The sequence below is a fragment of the Ilumatobacter sp. genome, assembly GCF_039969435.1.
GTDB lineage: Bacteria > Actinomycetota > Acidimicrobiia > Acidimicrobiales > Ilumatobacteraceae > Ilumatobacter_A.
On sequence record NZ_JBDVNU010000038.1, the window covers coordinates 48,893 to 65,020 of the forward strand.

Below are 16,128 nucleotides of genomic sequence, written 5' to 3' on the forward strand. Positions count from 1 at the left end.
GCGGAAATCTATCGCAGCGTCGATTTCCGCCAATGCCCTGCTCGGGCCTCACGGCCCCGAGCACGGCATGTGGGTCAGAGTGCGGTGCGCTGGACCTCGACGTCTTCGTACGTCTCGATGATGTCGCCCGCCTTGAGGTCCTGGAAGTCGTCCAGTCCGATACCGCACTCGAAGCCCTCGCGGACCTCCTTGGCGTCGTCCTTGAAACGACGAAGCGACTCGATCGCACCCTTCCAGATGATCGTGCCCTCGCGGATGAAGCGGACCTTGGACCCGCGCGTGATGACGCCGGACGTGACCATGCAACCCGCGATGGCTCCCTGCTTGGGGACCCGGAAGATCTCGCGCACCTCGGCCTCGCCGGTGACCCGCTCCTCGAACTCGGGATCCAGCATGCCGACCATGGACAACTCGATGTCCTCGAGCAGCTTGTAGATGATCTCGTAGGTCCGAATCTCGACCTGGGCCTGATCGGCGGCCTTGCGGGCCTTGCCGTCGGGACGCACGTTGAAGCCGATGATGGTGGAGTTGGTCGCCTCGGCGAGCGTGATGTCGTTCTCCGTGATCCCGCCGACCGCACGGTGCACGAAGGTCAGCTCGACCTCGGCACTGTTCAACTGACGCAGCGAACTCGTGACCGCTTCGAGCGATCCCTGCACGTCGGTCTTGAGCAGGATGTTCAGTTCGGCCTTCTCGCCCGCCTGGATCTGGGCGAAGATGTCCTCGAGCTTGGTGCCGGTCTTGACCCGCGAATCCTCGCGGAGGTGACGAGCCTTGAGACGCAGCGCACGCGCTTCGCCGACCGCTTGAGCGATCTTCTGGTCGGGCGCGGCCCGGAACTCGTCGCCGGCTTCGGGCACGCCGGACAGACCGAGGACCTGCACCGGGGTGGACGGGCCGGCCGACTTGACCTGCTCGCCCTTGTCGTTGATCATCGCTCGGACCTTGCCCCAGGTGCCGCCGGCCACGATCGGGTCGCCGACGTTGAGGGTGCCCTTGTCGACGAGGATCGTGGCCACGGGGCCACGTCCCTTGTCGAGCTGCGCCTCGATGACGATGCCCTTGGCGCGGCCGTTCGGGTTCGCCTGGAGCTCTTCGAGTTCTGCGACGACCTGGAGCTGCTGGATCATCTCGTCGACACCCTCGCCCTTGAGGGCCGACATCTCGACGACGATCGTGTCGCCGCCCCAGGACTCGGGGACGAGTTCGTACTCGGCGAGTTGCGTGAGCACCCGCTGCGGGTCGGCGTTCGCCTTGTCGATCTTGTTGACCGCCACGACGATCGGCACATCGGCCGCTCGAGCGTGGTTGATCGCCTCGATCGTCTGGGGCATCAGGCCGTCGTCGGCAGCGACCATCAACACGACGATGTCGGTTGCGTCGGCACCGCGGGCACGCATCTGCGTGAACGCCGCGTGGCCCGGGGTGTCGAGGAACGTGACGGAGCCGTGTTCGTTCTGCACCGTGTAGGCACCGATGTGCTGCGTGATGCCGCCGGCCTCACCGTCGACAACGTTGGCACCGCGGATGCGGTCGAGCAGCGTGGTCTTGCCGTGGTCGACGTGGCCCATGACGGTGATCACCGGGGCGCGGGGCTCGAGGTCCTCGTCGTCGTCGGAGTCGTCGAACAACTTCTGCAGTTCGACCTCTTCCTGCTGGCCGGGCTCGACCATCAGGATCTCGGCACCCACCTCGAGCGCGAAGAGCTCCATCTGCTCGTCGGCCAGCGTCATGGTCGCGGTGACCATCTCACCGTTCGTGAGCAGGAAGCGCAGCACGTCGGCCGACGTGCGGTTCAGCTTGGGACCGAACTCCTGGGCCGACACGCCGCGTTCGATGATGATCTCGCCCTCGGGGACAGCGACGTCGGACGACGTGTACTGCGTTGCCTGGGGCTGCAGCTCGTCCTGGTCGCGACGGCGACGCCGACGACCGGTGCGGCGCGGAGGTCGGCGACCGCCGCCGGGTCGACCTGCACCACCGGGGCGCGGGCCACCGGGGCCTCCGCCGGGACGAGCTCCGCCGCCACCGCCGGGACCACCGCGATACCCACCGGCACCTGCCGGACGGGCACCGGCCGGGGCCGGACGCGATGAGCCGGGAGGAGGCGGGATCGGCTTGCCCGAAGGCGAGAGCGGCTTGGCTCCACCGGGGGGCGGCGGGACCGCTCGGCCCGAGGGACCGACGGGTCCGCGTGCGGTGGGCGCTGCGGGATCGACGATGTCGGCCGGGATCGGCGGATGAGCGTCCGGGGGCGGTGTGCCGTCGGCGCTGGGACGCGCGCTCGAGATGACGCGACGCGGCTCGGGAGCAGGCGGCGGAGGTGCGACGACCGGAGCCGGCTCCACACGGGCCGCCATCTTCGGGATCGGCTTGCCTTCGGCCGCGAGGACCACGAGATCGGCGGCGGATGGTCCGGCGGGCTGCACCGGGACACTGGGGGTGGCACCGACGGGTGCCTTGCCCGGAGGAGGCGGCGGCGGGGGCTCCGAGGCGACCGGCCTGCTGTCGCCGACCTTGGGTACGTCGGCGACCGGGGCCTCGGCAGCGGCAGCGGGGGCGGGTGCGTCGGGCACCGGCGCAGCGGTCTCGGCGGGCGCGGACGGTTCGGAGACCCGAGCGTCCTGTGGCGGTGTGGCGGACGTGATCGTGGGCGCCGCGGGCGCCGCCGTGGTGTCCTCACCCGCGTCACCGGCCGTGTCGTCGGCTCGGCCGCTCGACGACTCGGACTTCGGCGCTGCGTCGGCAGCGGCGGTCTTGGCGGCCGCCTTCTTCTTCGCCGGCGCCTTCTTCGACGCGGCCTTCTTCGGCTCTTCGGGCTGTTCGTCTCGCACGAGGCCCTCGCGCTCGGCGCGACGACGGAGCATGTCGGCGTACGCCTCTTGCAGGGACGACGAGGGTGCCTTGGCGGCAACACCCGCAGCTCCGGCGAGGTCGAGTACCTCTTTGTTGGTCATCCCGAGCTCCTTGGCGAGCTCGTGGACGCGGATCTTCTTCGCAGGCACGTTTCGATTCAACCTTTCCCTGTCGTCATTCCCTCACCCAGGGCGCATTTGCGCGGGCGAGTCTCGTTCGTCTGTGTGCGAGGCGCCGATCGCTCGGCGGATCGCATCGATGTCGCGCTCGTCGAGCGGGGTCCGCCACGCTCGGGCGAACTGCCCGGCTGCGATGGCGGTGGCGAGGCAGGCGTCGGACGCGACGCCACCCTCGTGCCGACACAACCACGCACCCCGACCGTCGCTGGCGCCATCGACATCGATGGCGGTGCCGTCGTCACGGACCGAACGTGTGACGCGCACGAGTTCGCGCGTCGTTCGACGTGTACGGCAGCCGATGCAGCTGCGGACGGGGCGGCGCAGATCAATCGCTCGACCCTGCCTTGGTGTAGCCGGCCGCCTCGGCGGATGCCGCCGTGTCGAACCAGATCTCGGCGACCGCGGACTCGAACCACTGCCCGTCGGGCTCGTGGTACTTCATCGAGTCGGCATTGCCCTTGATCGGGAATCCGTCCGGAGCGATCGCCAGGTCGTCGAGCGGTGCGTGTGAACCGGCCGCCACCTCCGACTCGGATCCGGCCGACGCATCGGCTGCGTCGGAGACCGCCGACCCGCCCGCTGCCTCGGCGGCGTCCGCTGCGTCCTCGGCGTCACGTGCCGCCTGACGGGCAGCGGCGGCCTCGGCGGCCTGCTGGTCCTGCCAGGCCGACTCCGAGATGACGGTGCCGTCGCTGGCGTGCCACTCCATCTCGCCGGTCTCCTTGTTCGCGACCCACTGTCCGTCGGCGTAGTCGACCTCTTCCTGGTCGCGGCCGCCCGAGGGGATGCCCTCGGCGTACTGCGTCTCGGAACGGATGTCGACGCGCACACCGGTGAGGCGGGCGGCGAGGCGCGCGTTCTGACCCTCGCGGCCGATCGCCAGGCTGAGCTGGTGGTCGGGAACGATCACGTCGGCCTGGGTGCCGTCGTCGGAGATGATCACCTGGGTGACCTTGGCCGGCGAGAGCGCCTTGGCGACGAAGTCGGGGAGGTCCTCGGAGAACGGGACGATGTCGATCTTCTCGCCGCGCATCTCGTTGACGACCATGCGGACGCGTCCGCCACGGGCACCCACGCAGGCTCCGACCGGATCGACGTTGTGGTCGTTCGACCAGACGGCGATCTTGGTGCGGTGACCGGGTTCACGGGCGCAGGCCTTGATCTCGACGATGCCGTCGGCGATCTCGGGGACTTCCAACTCGAACAGACGCTTGATGAGCCCGGGGTGCGTGCGCGAGACGACGATCTGGGGACCCTTGGGCGTGCGGCGCACCTCGACGATGTACGCCTTCTGACGCTCGCCCTGGGCGGGTCGCTCGAACGGCACCTGCTCGGCCTGGGGCAGCAACGCCTCGGCGCGGCCGAGATCGAGCAGCGTGTAGCGCGTATCCGTGCGTTGGATGATGCCGGTGACGATGTCGCCCTCGCGGTTCGCGTACTCCTCGAACTTGCGGTCGGACTCGACTTCGCGGATGCGCTGGCTCATCACCTGACGGAAGGTCTGGGCGGCGATGCGGCCCATCTCCTCCTTCTTCGGTGTGTCGTCGCGCTCGTTGACCCAGTTGCCGTCCTCGTCCACGTCGTACCCGATGAAGGAGAACTCCATCGTCTCGGGGTTGACCTCGACGACGACCTCGTCGGCCGCGTCGGGACGTCGCTTGTAGGCGGACGCCAGCGCGTCCACCAGGACGTGGAGGAGTGCGTCCTCCGTCAGACCCTTCGTCTCGGCCAACGCCGAAATGGCTTCGCTCATGTCGATGTTCGTCACGACTGCTGCTTCTCCTTCATGCTCTGACCCGACTTGCTCTGGTTGTCCTTCGCCGAGTTCTTCGACTTGGTGTTGCCGGGGCCCTTGCCGGGTTTGGGCTTGGGACCCCACTCGAAGATCGTGCGCGCCTTGTCGACGTCGGCGATCGCGATCGCCCGCTCGTCACCGTCGGCGGTGAGCAGCGTGGCGGTGGTGTCGTCGGCCGCGAGGAGCTTGCCGTCGACACGACGCGCTCCTCCATCGGCGACGGCATGACCGGCGAGGCGCACGGTGACGTCCTTGCCGACTTCTCGTTGGAAGTGTGCCGGTGTGCGCAGGGTCCGTTCGAGGCCGGGGCTCGTGACCTCGAGCGTGTACTGCGTGGTGATCGGTTCCTCGTGATCGAGTTCCCGGCTGATCAGACGCGTCGCCAGCGACAGCGTGTCGAGGTTGATCCCACCGTCGGAACCGGGAGGCGTGTCGACGGTGATGCGCACGGTGCCACCGCGGCGCTCGATGTCGTAGAGGTCCAGGTCGAGGTCGGCGGTGATGGGCTCCACCAGCGCACGTACTCGTTCGAGTTCACTGGCCATGTCGATTCACCTTCCTCTCCTGACGTCGCGCGTGCGACGGTTCCGGGGCCCATTCAACAAACAAGGCGTGAGGCTGACGCCCCACGCCTTGGTCAACGAACCAATTTGCGGGAACCGATGCTAGCAGCACGATCGAACCTTCGGTTCGGGGACCGGATCGTTCGCCGTTCGGCGGACACGACGAAAGGCGAGCGGCCCGGCGCAGTGACGCAACGGTAGGTTCTGCGGCGTGCTGCGCATGTCGACCATGTTCCTGAAGACCCTCCGTGAGGCCCCCGCCGACGCCGAGGTCGCGAGCCACCGGCTCCTGGTGCGCGCCGGATACATCCGGCGCGCCGCGCCCGGTGGTTTCTCCTGGTTGCCGCTCGGCTGGGAGGTGTTCCGCAACGTCGAGAACATCGTCCGTGACGAGATGAACAGAGCCGGCACGCAGGAGGTGCACTTCCCTGCGCTCCTCCCCCGCGAGCCGTACGAGACGACCGGCCGCTGGACCGAGTACGGCGACAACCTGTTCCGCCTCGTCGACCGCAAAGGCGCCGACTTCCTCCTCGCACCCACCCACGAGGAGATGTTCACGCTGATGGTCAAGGACATCGCCGCCTCGTACAAGGACCTGCCGGTCAGCCTCTACCAGATCCAGACGAAGTACCGCGACGAAGCCCGCCCGCGCGCCGGTCTGCTGCGCACCCGCGAGTTCGTCATGAAGGACTCGTACTCGTTCGACCTCGACGACGCCGGGCTCGACGCCTCGTATGCGATGCACCGCGAGGCGTACATCAGGCTCTTCGAGCGACTGCGTCTGCCCTTCGTGATCGTGTCCGCGATGTCGGGGGCGATGGGTGGTTCGAAGTCCGAGGAGTTCCTCGCCCCGATGGCCGTGGGCGAGGACACCTACATCCGGTGCACGTCGTGCGACTACGCCGCCAACGTCGAAGCGGTCACCACGCCGGTGCCCGACGACATCCCCGTCGACGGTCTCCGTGCTGCGGAGATCCACGACACACCCGGCACCCCCACGATCGCCACGCTCGTCGAGTTCGTCAACCAGGACGAGTCGATGCGCCACCCCGATCGCGACTGGACCGCAGCCGACACGTTGAAGAACCTCGTCGTCAACCTCAAGCACCCGGACGGCACGATCGAGCCGCTGGCGATCGGCATCCCGGGCGACCGCGACGTCGACATGAAGCGACTCGAGGCCGTCGTGGCACCCGCCGAGGCCGAGCCGTTCGGGGAGGACGACTTCGCGAAGTACCCGTCGTTGAAGAAGGGCTACATCGGGCCCGGCGCACTGGGCACGAACAATTCGTCGGGCATCCGCTACCTGGTCGACCCGCGGGTCGTCTCGGGCACGCAGTGGGTCACGGGCGCCGATGAGTACAACCGTCACGTGATCGACCTGACCGCCGGACGGGACTTCACCCCCGATGGGGTGATCGAGGCCGCCGAGATCCTCGACGGCGACGTCTGCCCGGCATGCGGCGAGCGCGTCGAGATCGCACGTGGCATCGAGATCGGCCACATCTTCCAACTCGGCCGCAAGTACGCCGAGGCGCTCGACCTGTGGGTGCAGGGCGAGGACGGCAAGCCGCTCACGCCCACCATGGGTTCCTACGGCGTGGGCGTCTCGCGCTGTCTCGCCGCGGTGGCCGAAGCGCACTGCGACGAACTCGGGCTGGTGTGGCCGCGCGAGATCGCACCGGCCGACGTCCACCTGGTCATGGCGGGCAAGCCCGGCAGCCCGCAGGAGTCGGCGGCAGAGAAGCTGGCCGGCGAACTCGAGGCCGCCGGCCTGCGGGTGCTGTTCGACGACCGCGTCAAGGTCTCGCCCGGCGTGCGGTTCAAGGACGCCGAACTGATCGGCGTCCCCACGATCGCCGTCGTCGGACGCGGCATCGAGGCCGAGGAACCGACCATCGAGGTCAAGGACCGCGCATCCGGCGACAGCGACGACGTCGCTCTGGCCGACATCGTCGCCCACCTCGTCGCCGTCTGCACCACCTGACCTCCACGGATCCACCCGTGCGGTGAGCCTGGGTCGGCTCCCGGCCGACGGAGGCTCACCGCAGCGGGTTCATGAGCGGGTTCCGGTGCGTCAGCCGTGGCGGAGCAGGCCCTGGTCGATCACGACGCGCTCGGTGTCGCCCGTGCCGGCGCTCGTCGTGAACACGGTCTCACCGTCTCCGATCGACCACGTGCGGATCGTCAGCGTCTCACCGGGGAACACCGGCGACGCGAAGCGACCTTCCACGTGTCGGAACCTGGTCGGGTCGGAACCACAGACCGCGTGGAGCAGCGCTCGCCCGGTGAATCCGTAGGTGCACAGTCCGTGCAGGATCGGCGTGTCGAACCCGCCCATGGCCGCGAAGGCCGGGTCGGTGTGGAGCGGGTTGCGGTCGCCCGACAGTCGGTACACGAACGCCTGGTCGCGTGAGGTCTGGTAGGTCACTTCGTGGTCCGGGTCGGATGCGGGCGGTTCGTTCTTCGGCCTGGACGGGCCGCGTTCGCCGCCCCACCCGCCGGCACCACGGATGAACGCCGAGGACGTCAGGCTGTACAGGGGCTCGTCGTCCATCACCGCGGTGCTCGTGGTCTCGACCACGGCCGCCGTGCCCTTGTCCCACATCGCGGTGATCTCACCGGTGATCGTGACGGATCCTTCGATGGGAACCGGGCGGTGCAGGGTGATCGCCTGCTGGCCGTGGACGAGCAACGCCGGGTCGAACGACCCGATGTGACGCATCGCGGAGCCTCGGCCGTACCCGATGACGACCGGGAACGTCGGCAGCACCAGTTGCTCGGTGTCGGCCGTGTTCTCCGTGGTGAACGCCAACTCCTCGTGGCCGGCGCCGACGCCGACGGCGTAGAGGAGGGCGTCCTTGGAGGTCCACGCGACCTCGATCGGGTCAGAGGTGGAGCCGAGTGCGTCGGGGTTCAGAGCCATGCATGGACCGTAGATCGCACCCACGCTCGATCGACGACCCGACGGACACGTCAACGCCCGGCTCCGCAGGGGTGAAGGCCCTCGCCCGCCTGGCGTGGTGAGTTCCGGGAGTCGATCGAGGCATGTGTCAGGCTGGCCTGACTCGATCGATCTCGGTGTCAGGCCGGCCTGACAGTCCGGTGATCGGGGAGGTGGAACCGGCGGGCCGCGGTTGGTCTCGCATGCCCTCCTCGTCCCACGTCGGGAGAGACTCACGTCGCAGCTGACCTCGGCGTTCCGATACGCAGGCGGATCGTCGGGCCGAATCGGGGCTTCGTCGGGGTCGATGGAGACGGGACTCGTAGCCTCACCGGCGATGACTCAGAAGAACCTCAGCGCCGACGTCCTGGTCGTGGGCGGCGGCCCGGCCGGTTCGGCCGCAGCGACGGAACTCGCTCGGGCGGGGCGATCGGTGATCGTGATCGACAAGGCGACCTTTCCACGCGACAAGTGCTGCGGCGACGGATTGACCACGCTCGCGCTCCGTGAGCTCGACGGCCTCGGGTTCGACCCCGGAACCGTCGGCGACTGGTTCGACGTGTCCGGCGCCGCCTTGCGCTCTCCGTCGGGGCGCGAGGTCACCGTGCCGTTGCCCACCGACGGCCGGTACGCCGCCGTGGCCCCTCGACTCCAACTCGACGACGCACTCCTCGACATCGCTCGAGCGGCAGGTGCCGACGTCCGGGACGGACACGGCTTCCGGTCGCTCGATCACCGGACCGACGCCGATGGCGGTGAGATCGTGCGCGTCGACGCCGACGGCCTCACGATCGACACGCGCTACGTCGTCGCCGCCGACGGGATGTGGAGCCCCGTGCGCAAGGCGGTCGGACTCAACGAACCCGGCTACCTCGGCGAGTGGCACGGGTTCCGTCAGTACGCACGCAACGTGACCGGAACGGCGTCGCGTCGACTCCACGTCTGGTTCGAAGCCGACCTGCTTCCCGGCTACGCGTGGTCGTTCCCGCTCCCCGGCAACCGCGCGAACATCGGCTTCGGGGTGCTGCGCGACGGCGATCGGTCCGGGAAGGAGATCAAGGCGATCTGGCCCGACCTGTTGGCGCGGCCGCACATCGTCGAGGCGTTGGGTGCCGGATTCGAGATGGAGGACCGACACACGGCGTGGCCGATCCCCGCCCGGATCGATGCGCTTCCGCTCAGCGCCGATCGCGTGCTGTTCGTCGGCGACGCCGCCACCGCGACCGACGTGATGACGGGGGAAGGCATCGGCCAGGCCCTGCTCACCGGTCGACTCGCTGCGGAGTCGATCATCGCGGCCGGGGCGACTCGGCCCGACGTCGCCAACGAGTTGTACGAGCGCGAGGTGCACCACCACCTGATCGCCGACCACAAGATGTCGCTCGCACTCGGCAGGGTCCTCGCCAAGGAGTGGGGCGCGCGCGGAGCGATCCGCGTCGTCGCCGGGTCCGGCGAGTGGGGCCGGCGCAACTTCGCCCGCTGGATGTTCGAGGACGAGCCCCGGGCGATCGCGCTCACCCCGTCACGCTGGCACCGCAAGCTCTTCAAACAACCCGGTGCCTACCGGTCGGCCGGGGTCTGACCCCGGCCGACCCCGTCAATCGTGAGGGGAGCTTGGCTTCGACGTCGACGTCGCCGACCTGGACGAGGATGCCGTCCGTGTCGATGTCGCCGGGCTCGTCGGGGGACTCCGACACGGCGACCATGTCGTCCTTCTTCGGACCTTCGTAGATCTCCTGGATGGCGAGCATGGCACCCGCCATCGCCGCGCCCATGACGCCGCCCTTGCGTCGGCCCGCTGCGATCGACGACACACGACGATCGGCCAGGGCCTCGTCCTCGGTGCGCTGCCACTGCGATTCGAGCTTCGCGCGGTCGTCGGCGTCGAACGGGACGGCATCGTCCTCCTGGGCCAGCGCGTCGGCGGCCTCGTCGAGGGAGTCGTCGGCGCCGTCGTCGTGCAGGTCGTCCGCCGTCGTCGTGTCGCGGTCGGTCATGACCCGAGGATACGGGTACACGGGGATACGTCCCCGTCGGGCCGACCTGTCGTCTCACGACGGCGCCAGTAGCTTCGGTCTCAATGAGTGACGCGGACTCCCCGACCATCTTCCACCCACCCGGAAATGACGAGACCGCGAAGGCGGCAGCATCTGCGAGCAGGCCATCGGCTGCTCCCATGGACGACCTCAGGACCGCGGAGACCTTCGAACAGATCTTCTTCGAGTTGCGCAAGGTGATGGTCGGCCAGACGCGCCTGCTGGAGCGTCTCCTCGTCGGTGTCCTGTGCCGCGGGCACTGCCTGCTGGAGTCGGTTCCCGGACTCGCGAAGACACTGGCGGCCGAAACGCTGTCGAAGGTCGTCGGCGGCACGTTCGCCCGCATCCAGTTCACGCCCGACCTGCTGCCGTCCGACATCGTCGGCACCCGCATCTATCGCGGGTCGACGGAGACGTTCGACGTCGAACTCGGCCCCGTGTTCGTCAACTTCCTGCTGACCGACGAGATCAACCGCGCACCCGCCAAGGTGCAGTCGGCGCTCCTCGAGGTGATGGCCGAGCAGCAGGTCACGATCGGCGGTGTCACCCACCCCGTGCCGGCCCCGTTCTTCGTCGTCGCCACGCAGAACCCGATCGAGTCCGAAGGCGTCTACAACCTTCCCGACGCACAGCGCGACCGCTTCATGATGAAGATCGTGCTGGATCATCCGACCGCCGAGGAGGAACTGACGATCCTCGACCGGATGGGCGTCACGACCACCGTGCCCGAGCCCTCACAGGTCATCTCGCTCGAACAACTCGTCGAGTTGCAACGTCGCGCCGACTCCGTGTTCGTCGACCGATCGGTCGCGCAGTACGCCGTCGATCTGGTGCAGTGCACCCGCAACCCCGCTCGCTTCAACGTCGGCGATCTCGGCGACATCATCGGACTGGGTGCGAGCCCACGAGCCACGATCAACCTGGTGCGCGGAGCGCGAGCGCTCGCGATGCTGCGAGGGCGCACCTACGCGACGCCCCAGGACGTGTTCGACCTCGCACCCGAGATCATGCGCCACCGGTTGTTGCTCACCTACGACGCGCTCGCGCAGGACGTCACCACCGACGACGTGATCAACCGGATGCTCGCCGCCGTGCCCGCGCACTGGGTCTCCCCCAAGCCCAACGACGCCTTCTCGCGGAGCTGAGCGATGGTGACCACGTCCGCCGGCCGCCCGACCGGGCCGCCGACATCGATGCCCGCAGCCGTGGCCCGACCGGCACCACGCGGTTGGGTCCAGGGTCCCACGCCCGACACCGTCGCCGAACACCTGCGTTCACTCGAGTTGATGATCAACCGACGTCTCGACGGTGTCCTGCACGGGAACCATCAGGGTCTCACGCCCGGCCACGGCTCCGAGCCCGGCGAGTCGCGCCAGTACCAGCCCGGCGACGACGTGCGTCGCATCGACTGGAACGTCACGGCGCGCACCAACGAGACGTTCGTGCGCGAGCAGATCGCCGATCGCGACCTGCTCGCCTGGCTCGTGGTGGACGTGTCGGCCACGATGAACTTCGGCACCCAGGCCAACGACAAGGCGCAGACCGCCATGGCCGCTGCGGCCACGGTCGGCTTCCTGACGGCGCGCGCCCAGAACCGCCTCGGCGCCGTCCTGGTGGCCGGTCCGCGCATCCACGTGATGCAGCCCCGCGCCGGCAAGAACCAGGTGAGGGCGATCCTGGCAGCGCTCGCTTCTCCCCCACCGGCCGAAGGTCTCGGGCGGGCCGACCTCGCGGGTGCCCTCGACCGGGTGGGTGCGATCGCGACGCGGCGCGGCTTCGTCGCCGTCGTGTCCGACTTCGCAGGCGACGCGTGGATCGAGCCGCTCGGACGCACGGGGATCCGCCACGAGATCCTGGCGATCCCGATCACCGACCCGCGAGAACTCGACGTGCCGCCGATCGGCCTCGTGGAACTCGTCGACCCGGCAACCGGCCGGAGCCGCGAGATTCGGGTGACCGCCAAGGTGCAGCGGCGCTACGCCGAGGTCGCGGCCGAGGAACGCGACCGCCGGTTGGCAGGCATGAGACGAGCCCACGCCGAGGTCATCGAACTGTCCACGGCCGACGACTGGCTCGGTTCGATCGTGCGACACGTCCAGCGCAAACGGGTGCAGGCCGTACGCGGCGGGGTGATGCCCCGATGAGCTGGCTGTTCCCCGACTTCATCGCCGCCGGGCGGCTGTGGATGCTCCTCGTCGTCGCAGCGATGGCTGCTGCCTACGTGGGATCGCTGACCTGGCGACGGACGGCACAGGTCCGCTTCACGCAGGTCGACCTGCTCGACCGGGTCGCTCCGAAGCGGCCACGCTGGCGTCGCCACGTCATCGCCTCCGTCCAACTCCTCGGCCTCGCCCTCGCCGTCGTGGCGATCGCCCGACCGGTGGAACGCACGACCGAGCGCACTCGCAGCGAAGGTCGGATCCTGCTCCTGTTCGACGTGTCGCTGTCCATGGAATCCACCGACGTCGCGCCCAATCGGCTCGAAGCGGCGAAGGAGGCGGCACGTGACTTCATCGACGAGGTCGACGACGACGTCGAGGTCGGGTTGATCTCGTTCGCCGGCGTGGTGCGCGTCGAAGTCGACCCCACCCTCGACCGGTCGCGGATCAACCGTCGGATCGAGGGCCTCGAACTGGACATCTCGACCGCGATAGGCGACGCCCTGTTCGTCGCCTCCGATCTGCTCGTCAGCCGCGCCGAGGAGGACCCCGACCGCGACGAGGAACTCGCTCCGGGCGCGATCGTGCTGTTGACCGACGGCGCCACCACGGTCGGACGCGAGACCGCCGATGGAACCGCCACCGCGGTCGAGGCCGGCATCCCGGTGTTCACGATCGCCTTCGGGACCGAAGGCGGCACGATCGTCGATCCGGTGTCGGGCGACGTCGTCCCGGTACCCGTCGCTCCGGCCGAACTCGAAGTGGTCGCGGAAGCCACCGGTGGCCAGGCGTTCGAGGCGCAGAGCGGCGATCAACTCGCCGATGCGTACGACCAGGTGCGCGACAGCCTGGGTGAGACCCTGGGCGAGGAGATCGAGATCACCAAGGAACTCACGTGGCGCTGGGCGATGGCTGCGTTCGTCGCACTCGTCACCGCCTACGCGCTCTCGCTGTGGTGGCTGCGGGGGATGGTCTGACGATGGGCGTGTGCGCGACGGTGGAGGTGCAACCGTGAGTGACGACTTCTGGCTCCCGGGGTCGCAGGTCGGCCCGCCGTCGGGTCCACCCGCACCGCCGGTCGGAGCGCCTCAGCACTGGGGGCCTGCCCCGGGCTTTCCGCCACCACCGGGATCCCCGGCACCGGGCGCGGTGCCTGGCTTCCCGGGTCCCCCGAACCGGGGCGGAGGCTTCGGACCGCACCCGGGCGCCGGTGGCGGTTCCGGTCCGGGGAACGGTTCCCGTCCGACCGTGGTCCTCCTGTCGCTCGCGGCCGTCGTTGCCGTCGTGGCGCTGTTCATCGTGTTCGTCGTGCTGCGCCAGGACTCGGGGGGTTCGGCCGACCGATCCGACGGTGGCGACGACCGGACGGAGGACTCGAACGACGACGGGTCCGAGTCGTCCGACGAACCCACAGCGCCCGAAGCGCCCGACGGGTCCGACGAGGATCCGGCGGCGGGAGGTCCTTCCGGGTCCGACGAGGCGACGCCGACCGGTGCCGCGTTCCAGCCCGACAGCGTCGCCGTCGACGCAGCGTCGGTCTGGGTGACCGACGCGGCGTGCGGCGTGGTGGTTCGGATCGACAAGCGGACCGAGGAGGTCACGGGCGCCGTGGTCGTGGGTTCTTCCGCATCGGGTGTGGCCATCGCCGCGAACTCGGTCTGGGTCGGCACTCGTGACGACGGTTCCGTCTCGCAAATCGATCCGGACGAATTCGTCGTGACCGCCGAGGTCCCGCTGCCCGGCTCGGCTCTCGGGGTGACCGCCGACGGAGACGACGTCTGGGCCACCGATCCGTTCGACAGCGTCCTCTACCGAATCGATGCGGCCACCGCACGACTCGTCGAGACGACACCCGTCGGCCTCGACCCGCATCACGTCACCGTCGTGGACGGCACGGCCTGGGTCACCAACCACGGCGACGGCACGGTCACCGTGATCGACGTGGACGAGATGAGCCGGCCGGTCGACGTCGCAGCCGGCGCGACGCCCCTGCACGTCGAAGTGGGTGGCGGGAGCGCATGGGTCACGAACAACCTCGACGGCACCGTGACGCGTCTCGACGACCAGACCGGCGAGGTGCAAGCGGTGATCGAGGTCGGCACGTGGCCACACGCACTGGCCTACACGCCCGATGCCGTCTGGGTCGGTACCGAGTCGGGCACCTTCTGGCGGATCGACCCCGACACGAACACCGCCACGCTGGTCGAGGACGCAACCTTCTCCTCGATCGACACCGTCGTCGACGGCACCGACATCTGGGTCGCCGACGCCCTCGGAGGCACCGTCATCCGATTCGACACGGCCACGGGGTCGGTCGGTTCCGTCGTCGACCTGGCCGACTTCGGTGACTGTCAGACGTTCGAGGGCGGTTTCGAACCGCGACCCGATCCGTCGTGACGGAACGTCGTCGGCCACACGCGCACCGGCGGGTGCGGCCGACGACCCGTCCGATCAGGGAAGCAGCGACTTGAGGGTCTCGATGGTGTCGACGTCGTCCTTGCCGACCGCATTGACACTCAGGTGTGTCACGCCGGCTTCGCTGTAGGCCGCGAGACGTTCCTTCACGAAGCTCTTCGGCCCCACGAGGTTGATGTCACGCAGCATCTGGGCGGGCACGAGCGACGCAGCCTTGTCCTTCTCGCCGGCGAGGTAGTGGTCCTGGATGGCGATGGCTTCGTCGACGTAGCCGTACTTCTGCAGGATCGTGTTGTAGAAGTTCTTGTCGCGTGCTCCCATCCCGCCGGTGTAGAGCGCAACGCTCGGACGGGAGTAGTCGAGCAGCGCGTCGGCCTTGTCGCCGACCAGTTCCTCACCGATGGCGACCATGCCGCCTGCCGAGATCTGCAACGGACCGAGTGCGGGGTCACGGTCGACCGTGCCGGCCTTGATGTCGTCGCCCCACACGTTGTGGTACTTCTCGGGATCGAAGAAGATCGGGATCCAGCCGTCGGCGTGCTCGGCGGTGTTCTTCACCGACAGGCCCATCAGCGACGCCCAGAAGATCGGGACGGTGTCGCGCACCGGGTGGTTGATCAGCTTGAGCGGCTTGCCCATCCCCGTGCCCTCGCCTTCGGGCAGCGGGATCTGGACGGTCGGGCCGTCGTAGACGACCTTCTCGCGCTTCATCGTCATCCGACACACGTTGATGTAGTCGCGAATGCGCGGCATCGGCTTGTCGTACGGCACACCGTGGAAGCCCTCGACGACCTGCGGGCCCGACGCACCGAGACCGAGCGTGAATCGTCCGTCGGACACGAAGTCGAGGCCGGCGGCGGTCTGGGCCATGCACGTGGCGGTGCGGGAGAACACGTTGAGGATCGCCGAGCCGATCTCGATCGTGTCGGTCTTCGCGGCGAGATACCCCATCTGGGAGACGGCGTCGAAGCTGTACGCCTCGGGCACCCACACCATGTCGAGGCCCGCCTTCTCCAAGGCGACGACCTTGTCGACGTCGGCCTTGAAGTCGCCGGAGTAGTTGATCATCATCGAGAGCTTCATAGAGGTGCGACGTTACGTGAACGACTGTTCCCAGCCGGAATCGGGCGTGATCCGGCGGATGGACCCGTCGATCGAGGAGGGTGGCCGCCCTCGCGCGT

General features: G+C 68.8%; 12 protein-coding genes. 6 read left to right on the forward strand and 6 right to left on the reverse strand.

Going from position 1 to position 16,128, the window contains the following annotated elements; genetic code table 11:
* Window positions 1-74: 74 nt before the first annotated feature.
* The 3 genes from infB to rimP form a co-directional block, all read right to left on the reverse strand.
* On the reverse strand, window positions 75-3,005 hold the full coding sequence (infB, locus tag ABJK40_RS21450; RefSeq protein WP_348482069.1) for a translation initiation factor IF-2: 2,931 nt from the start codon (window positions 3,003-3,005) through the stop codon (window positions 75-77).
* A gap of 355 nt (window positions 3,006-3,360) precedes the next feature.
* Window positions 3,361-4,788, reverse strand: coding sequence for a transcription termination factor NusA (gene nusA / locus ABJK40_RS21455; protein WP_348482071.1), 1,428 nt, complete (start codon window positions 4,786-4,788; stop codon window positions 3,361-3,363).
* 11 nt (window positions 4,789-4,799) lie between these two features.
* On the reverse strand, window positions 4,800-5,375 hold the full coding sequence (gene rimP / locus ABJK40_RS21460; RefSeq protein WP_348482073.1) for a ribosome maturation factor RimP: 576 nt from the start codon (window positions 5,373-5,375) through the stop codon (window positions 4,800-4,802).
* 238 nt (window positions 5,376-5,613) lie between these two features.
* Here rimP and ABJK40_RS21465 point away from each other — a divergent pair, with 238 nt between their 5' ends.
* Window positions 5,614-7,380: a proline--tRNA ligase gene (locus ABJK40_RS21465; protein WP_348482092.1), complete on the forward strand. Its 1,767-nt coding sequence runs from the start codon at window positions 5,614-5,616 to the stop codon at window positions 7,378-7,380.
* A 90-nt stretch (window positions 7,381-7,470) separates the two neighbouring features.
* Here the strand turns inward: ABJK40_RS21465 and ABJK40_RS21470 are convergent, their stop codons facing one another.
* Window positions 7,471-8,319 carry a MaoC/PaaZ C-terminal domain-containing protein gene (locus ABJK40_RS21470; protein ID WP_348482075.1) on the reverse strand — a complete coding sequence of 283 codons (849 nt, stop codon included), beginning with the start codon at window positions 8,317-8,319 and terminating at the stop codon, window positions 7,471-7,473.
* A gap of 355 nt (window positions 8,320-8,674) precedes the next feature.
* Here ABJK40_RS21470 and ABJK40_RS21475 point away from each other — a divergent pair, with 355 nt between their 5' ends.
* Window positions 8,675-9,919: a geranylgeranyl reductase family protein gene (locus ABJK40_RS21475; RefSeq protein WP_348482077.1), complete on the forward strand. Its 1,245-nt coding sequence runs from the start codon at window positions 8,675-8,677 to the stop codon at window positions 9,917-9,919.
* On the opposite strand, the gene ABJK40_RS21480 is transcribed toward ABJK40_RS21475, so the two are convergent.
* The gene (locus tag ABJK40_RS21480; protein WP_348482079.1) at window positions 9,882-10,334 is read right to left on the reverse strand and encodes a hypothetical protein; all 453 of its coding nucleotides are present in this window, start codon (window positions 10,332-10,334) and stop codon (window positions 9,882-9,884) included. The two genes, ABJK40_RS21475 and ABJK40_RS21480, sit on opposite strands and share 38 nt — an antisense overlap.
* Before the next feature lie 179 nt (window positions 10,335-10,513).
* On the opposite strand from ABJK40_RS21480, the gene ABJK40_RS21485 reads away from it, so the two are divergent.
* The 4 genes from ABJK40_RS21485 (at window position 10,514) to ABJK40_RS21500 (ending at window position 14,929) form a co-directional block, all read left to right on the forward strand.
* Window positions 10,514-11,518 carry a MoxR family ATPase gene (locus tag ABJK40_RS21485; RefSeq protein ID WP_348482081.1) on the forward strand — a complete coding sequence of 335 codons (1,005 nt, stop codon included), beginning with the start codon at window positions 10,514-10,516 and terminating at the stop codon, window positions 11,516-11,518.
* Window positions 11,519-11,521: 3 nt separating this feature from the next.
* Entirely contained in the window at window positions 11,522-12,517 is a 996-nt protein-coding gene (locus ABJK40_RS21490) for a DUF58 domain-containing protein (protein ID WP_348482082.1), read from the forward strand.
* A complete protein-coding gene (locus ABJK40_RS21495; RefSeq protein ID WP_348482084.1) occupies window positions 12,514-13,509 on the forward strand; it encodes a VWA domain-containing protein in 996 nt (331 codons plus the stop codon). The genes ABJK40_RS21490 and ABJK40_RS21495 overlap by 4 nt, the downstream gene beginning before the upstream one ends.
* A 271-nt stretch (window positions 13,510-13,780) precedes the next feature.
* Window positions 13,781-14,929 (forward strand): hypothetical protein, encoded by a 1,149-nt coding sequence (locus ABJK40_RS21500; protein ID WP_348482086.1) that lies wholly within the window; start codon window positions 13,781-13,783, stop codon window positions 14,927-14,929.
* A 54-nt stretch (window positions 14,930-14,983) separates the two neighbouring features.
* Here the strand turns inward: ABJK40_RS21500 and ABJK40_RS21505 are convergent, their stop codons facing one another.
* A complete protein-coding gene (locus ABJK40_RS21505; protein WP_348482088.1) occupies window positions 14,984-16,030 on the reverse strand; it encodes an LLM class F420-dependent oxidoreductase in 1,047 nt (348 codons plus the stop codon).
* Between the last annotated feature and the right edge of the window lie 98 nt (window positions 16,031-16,128).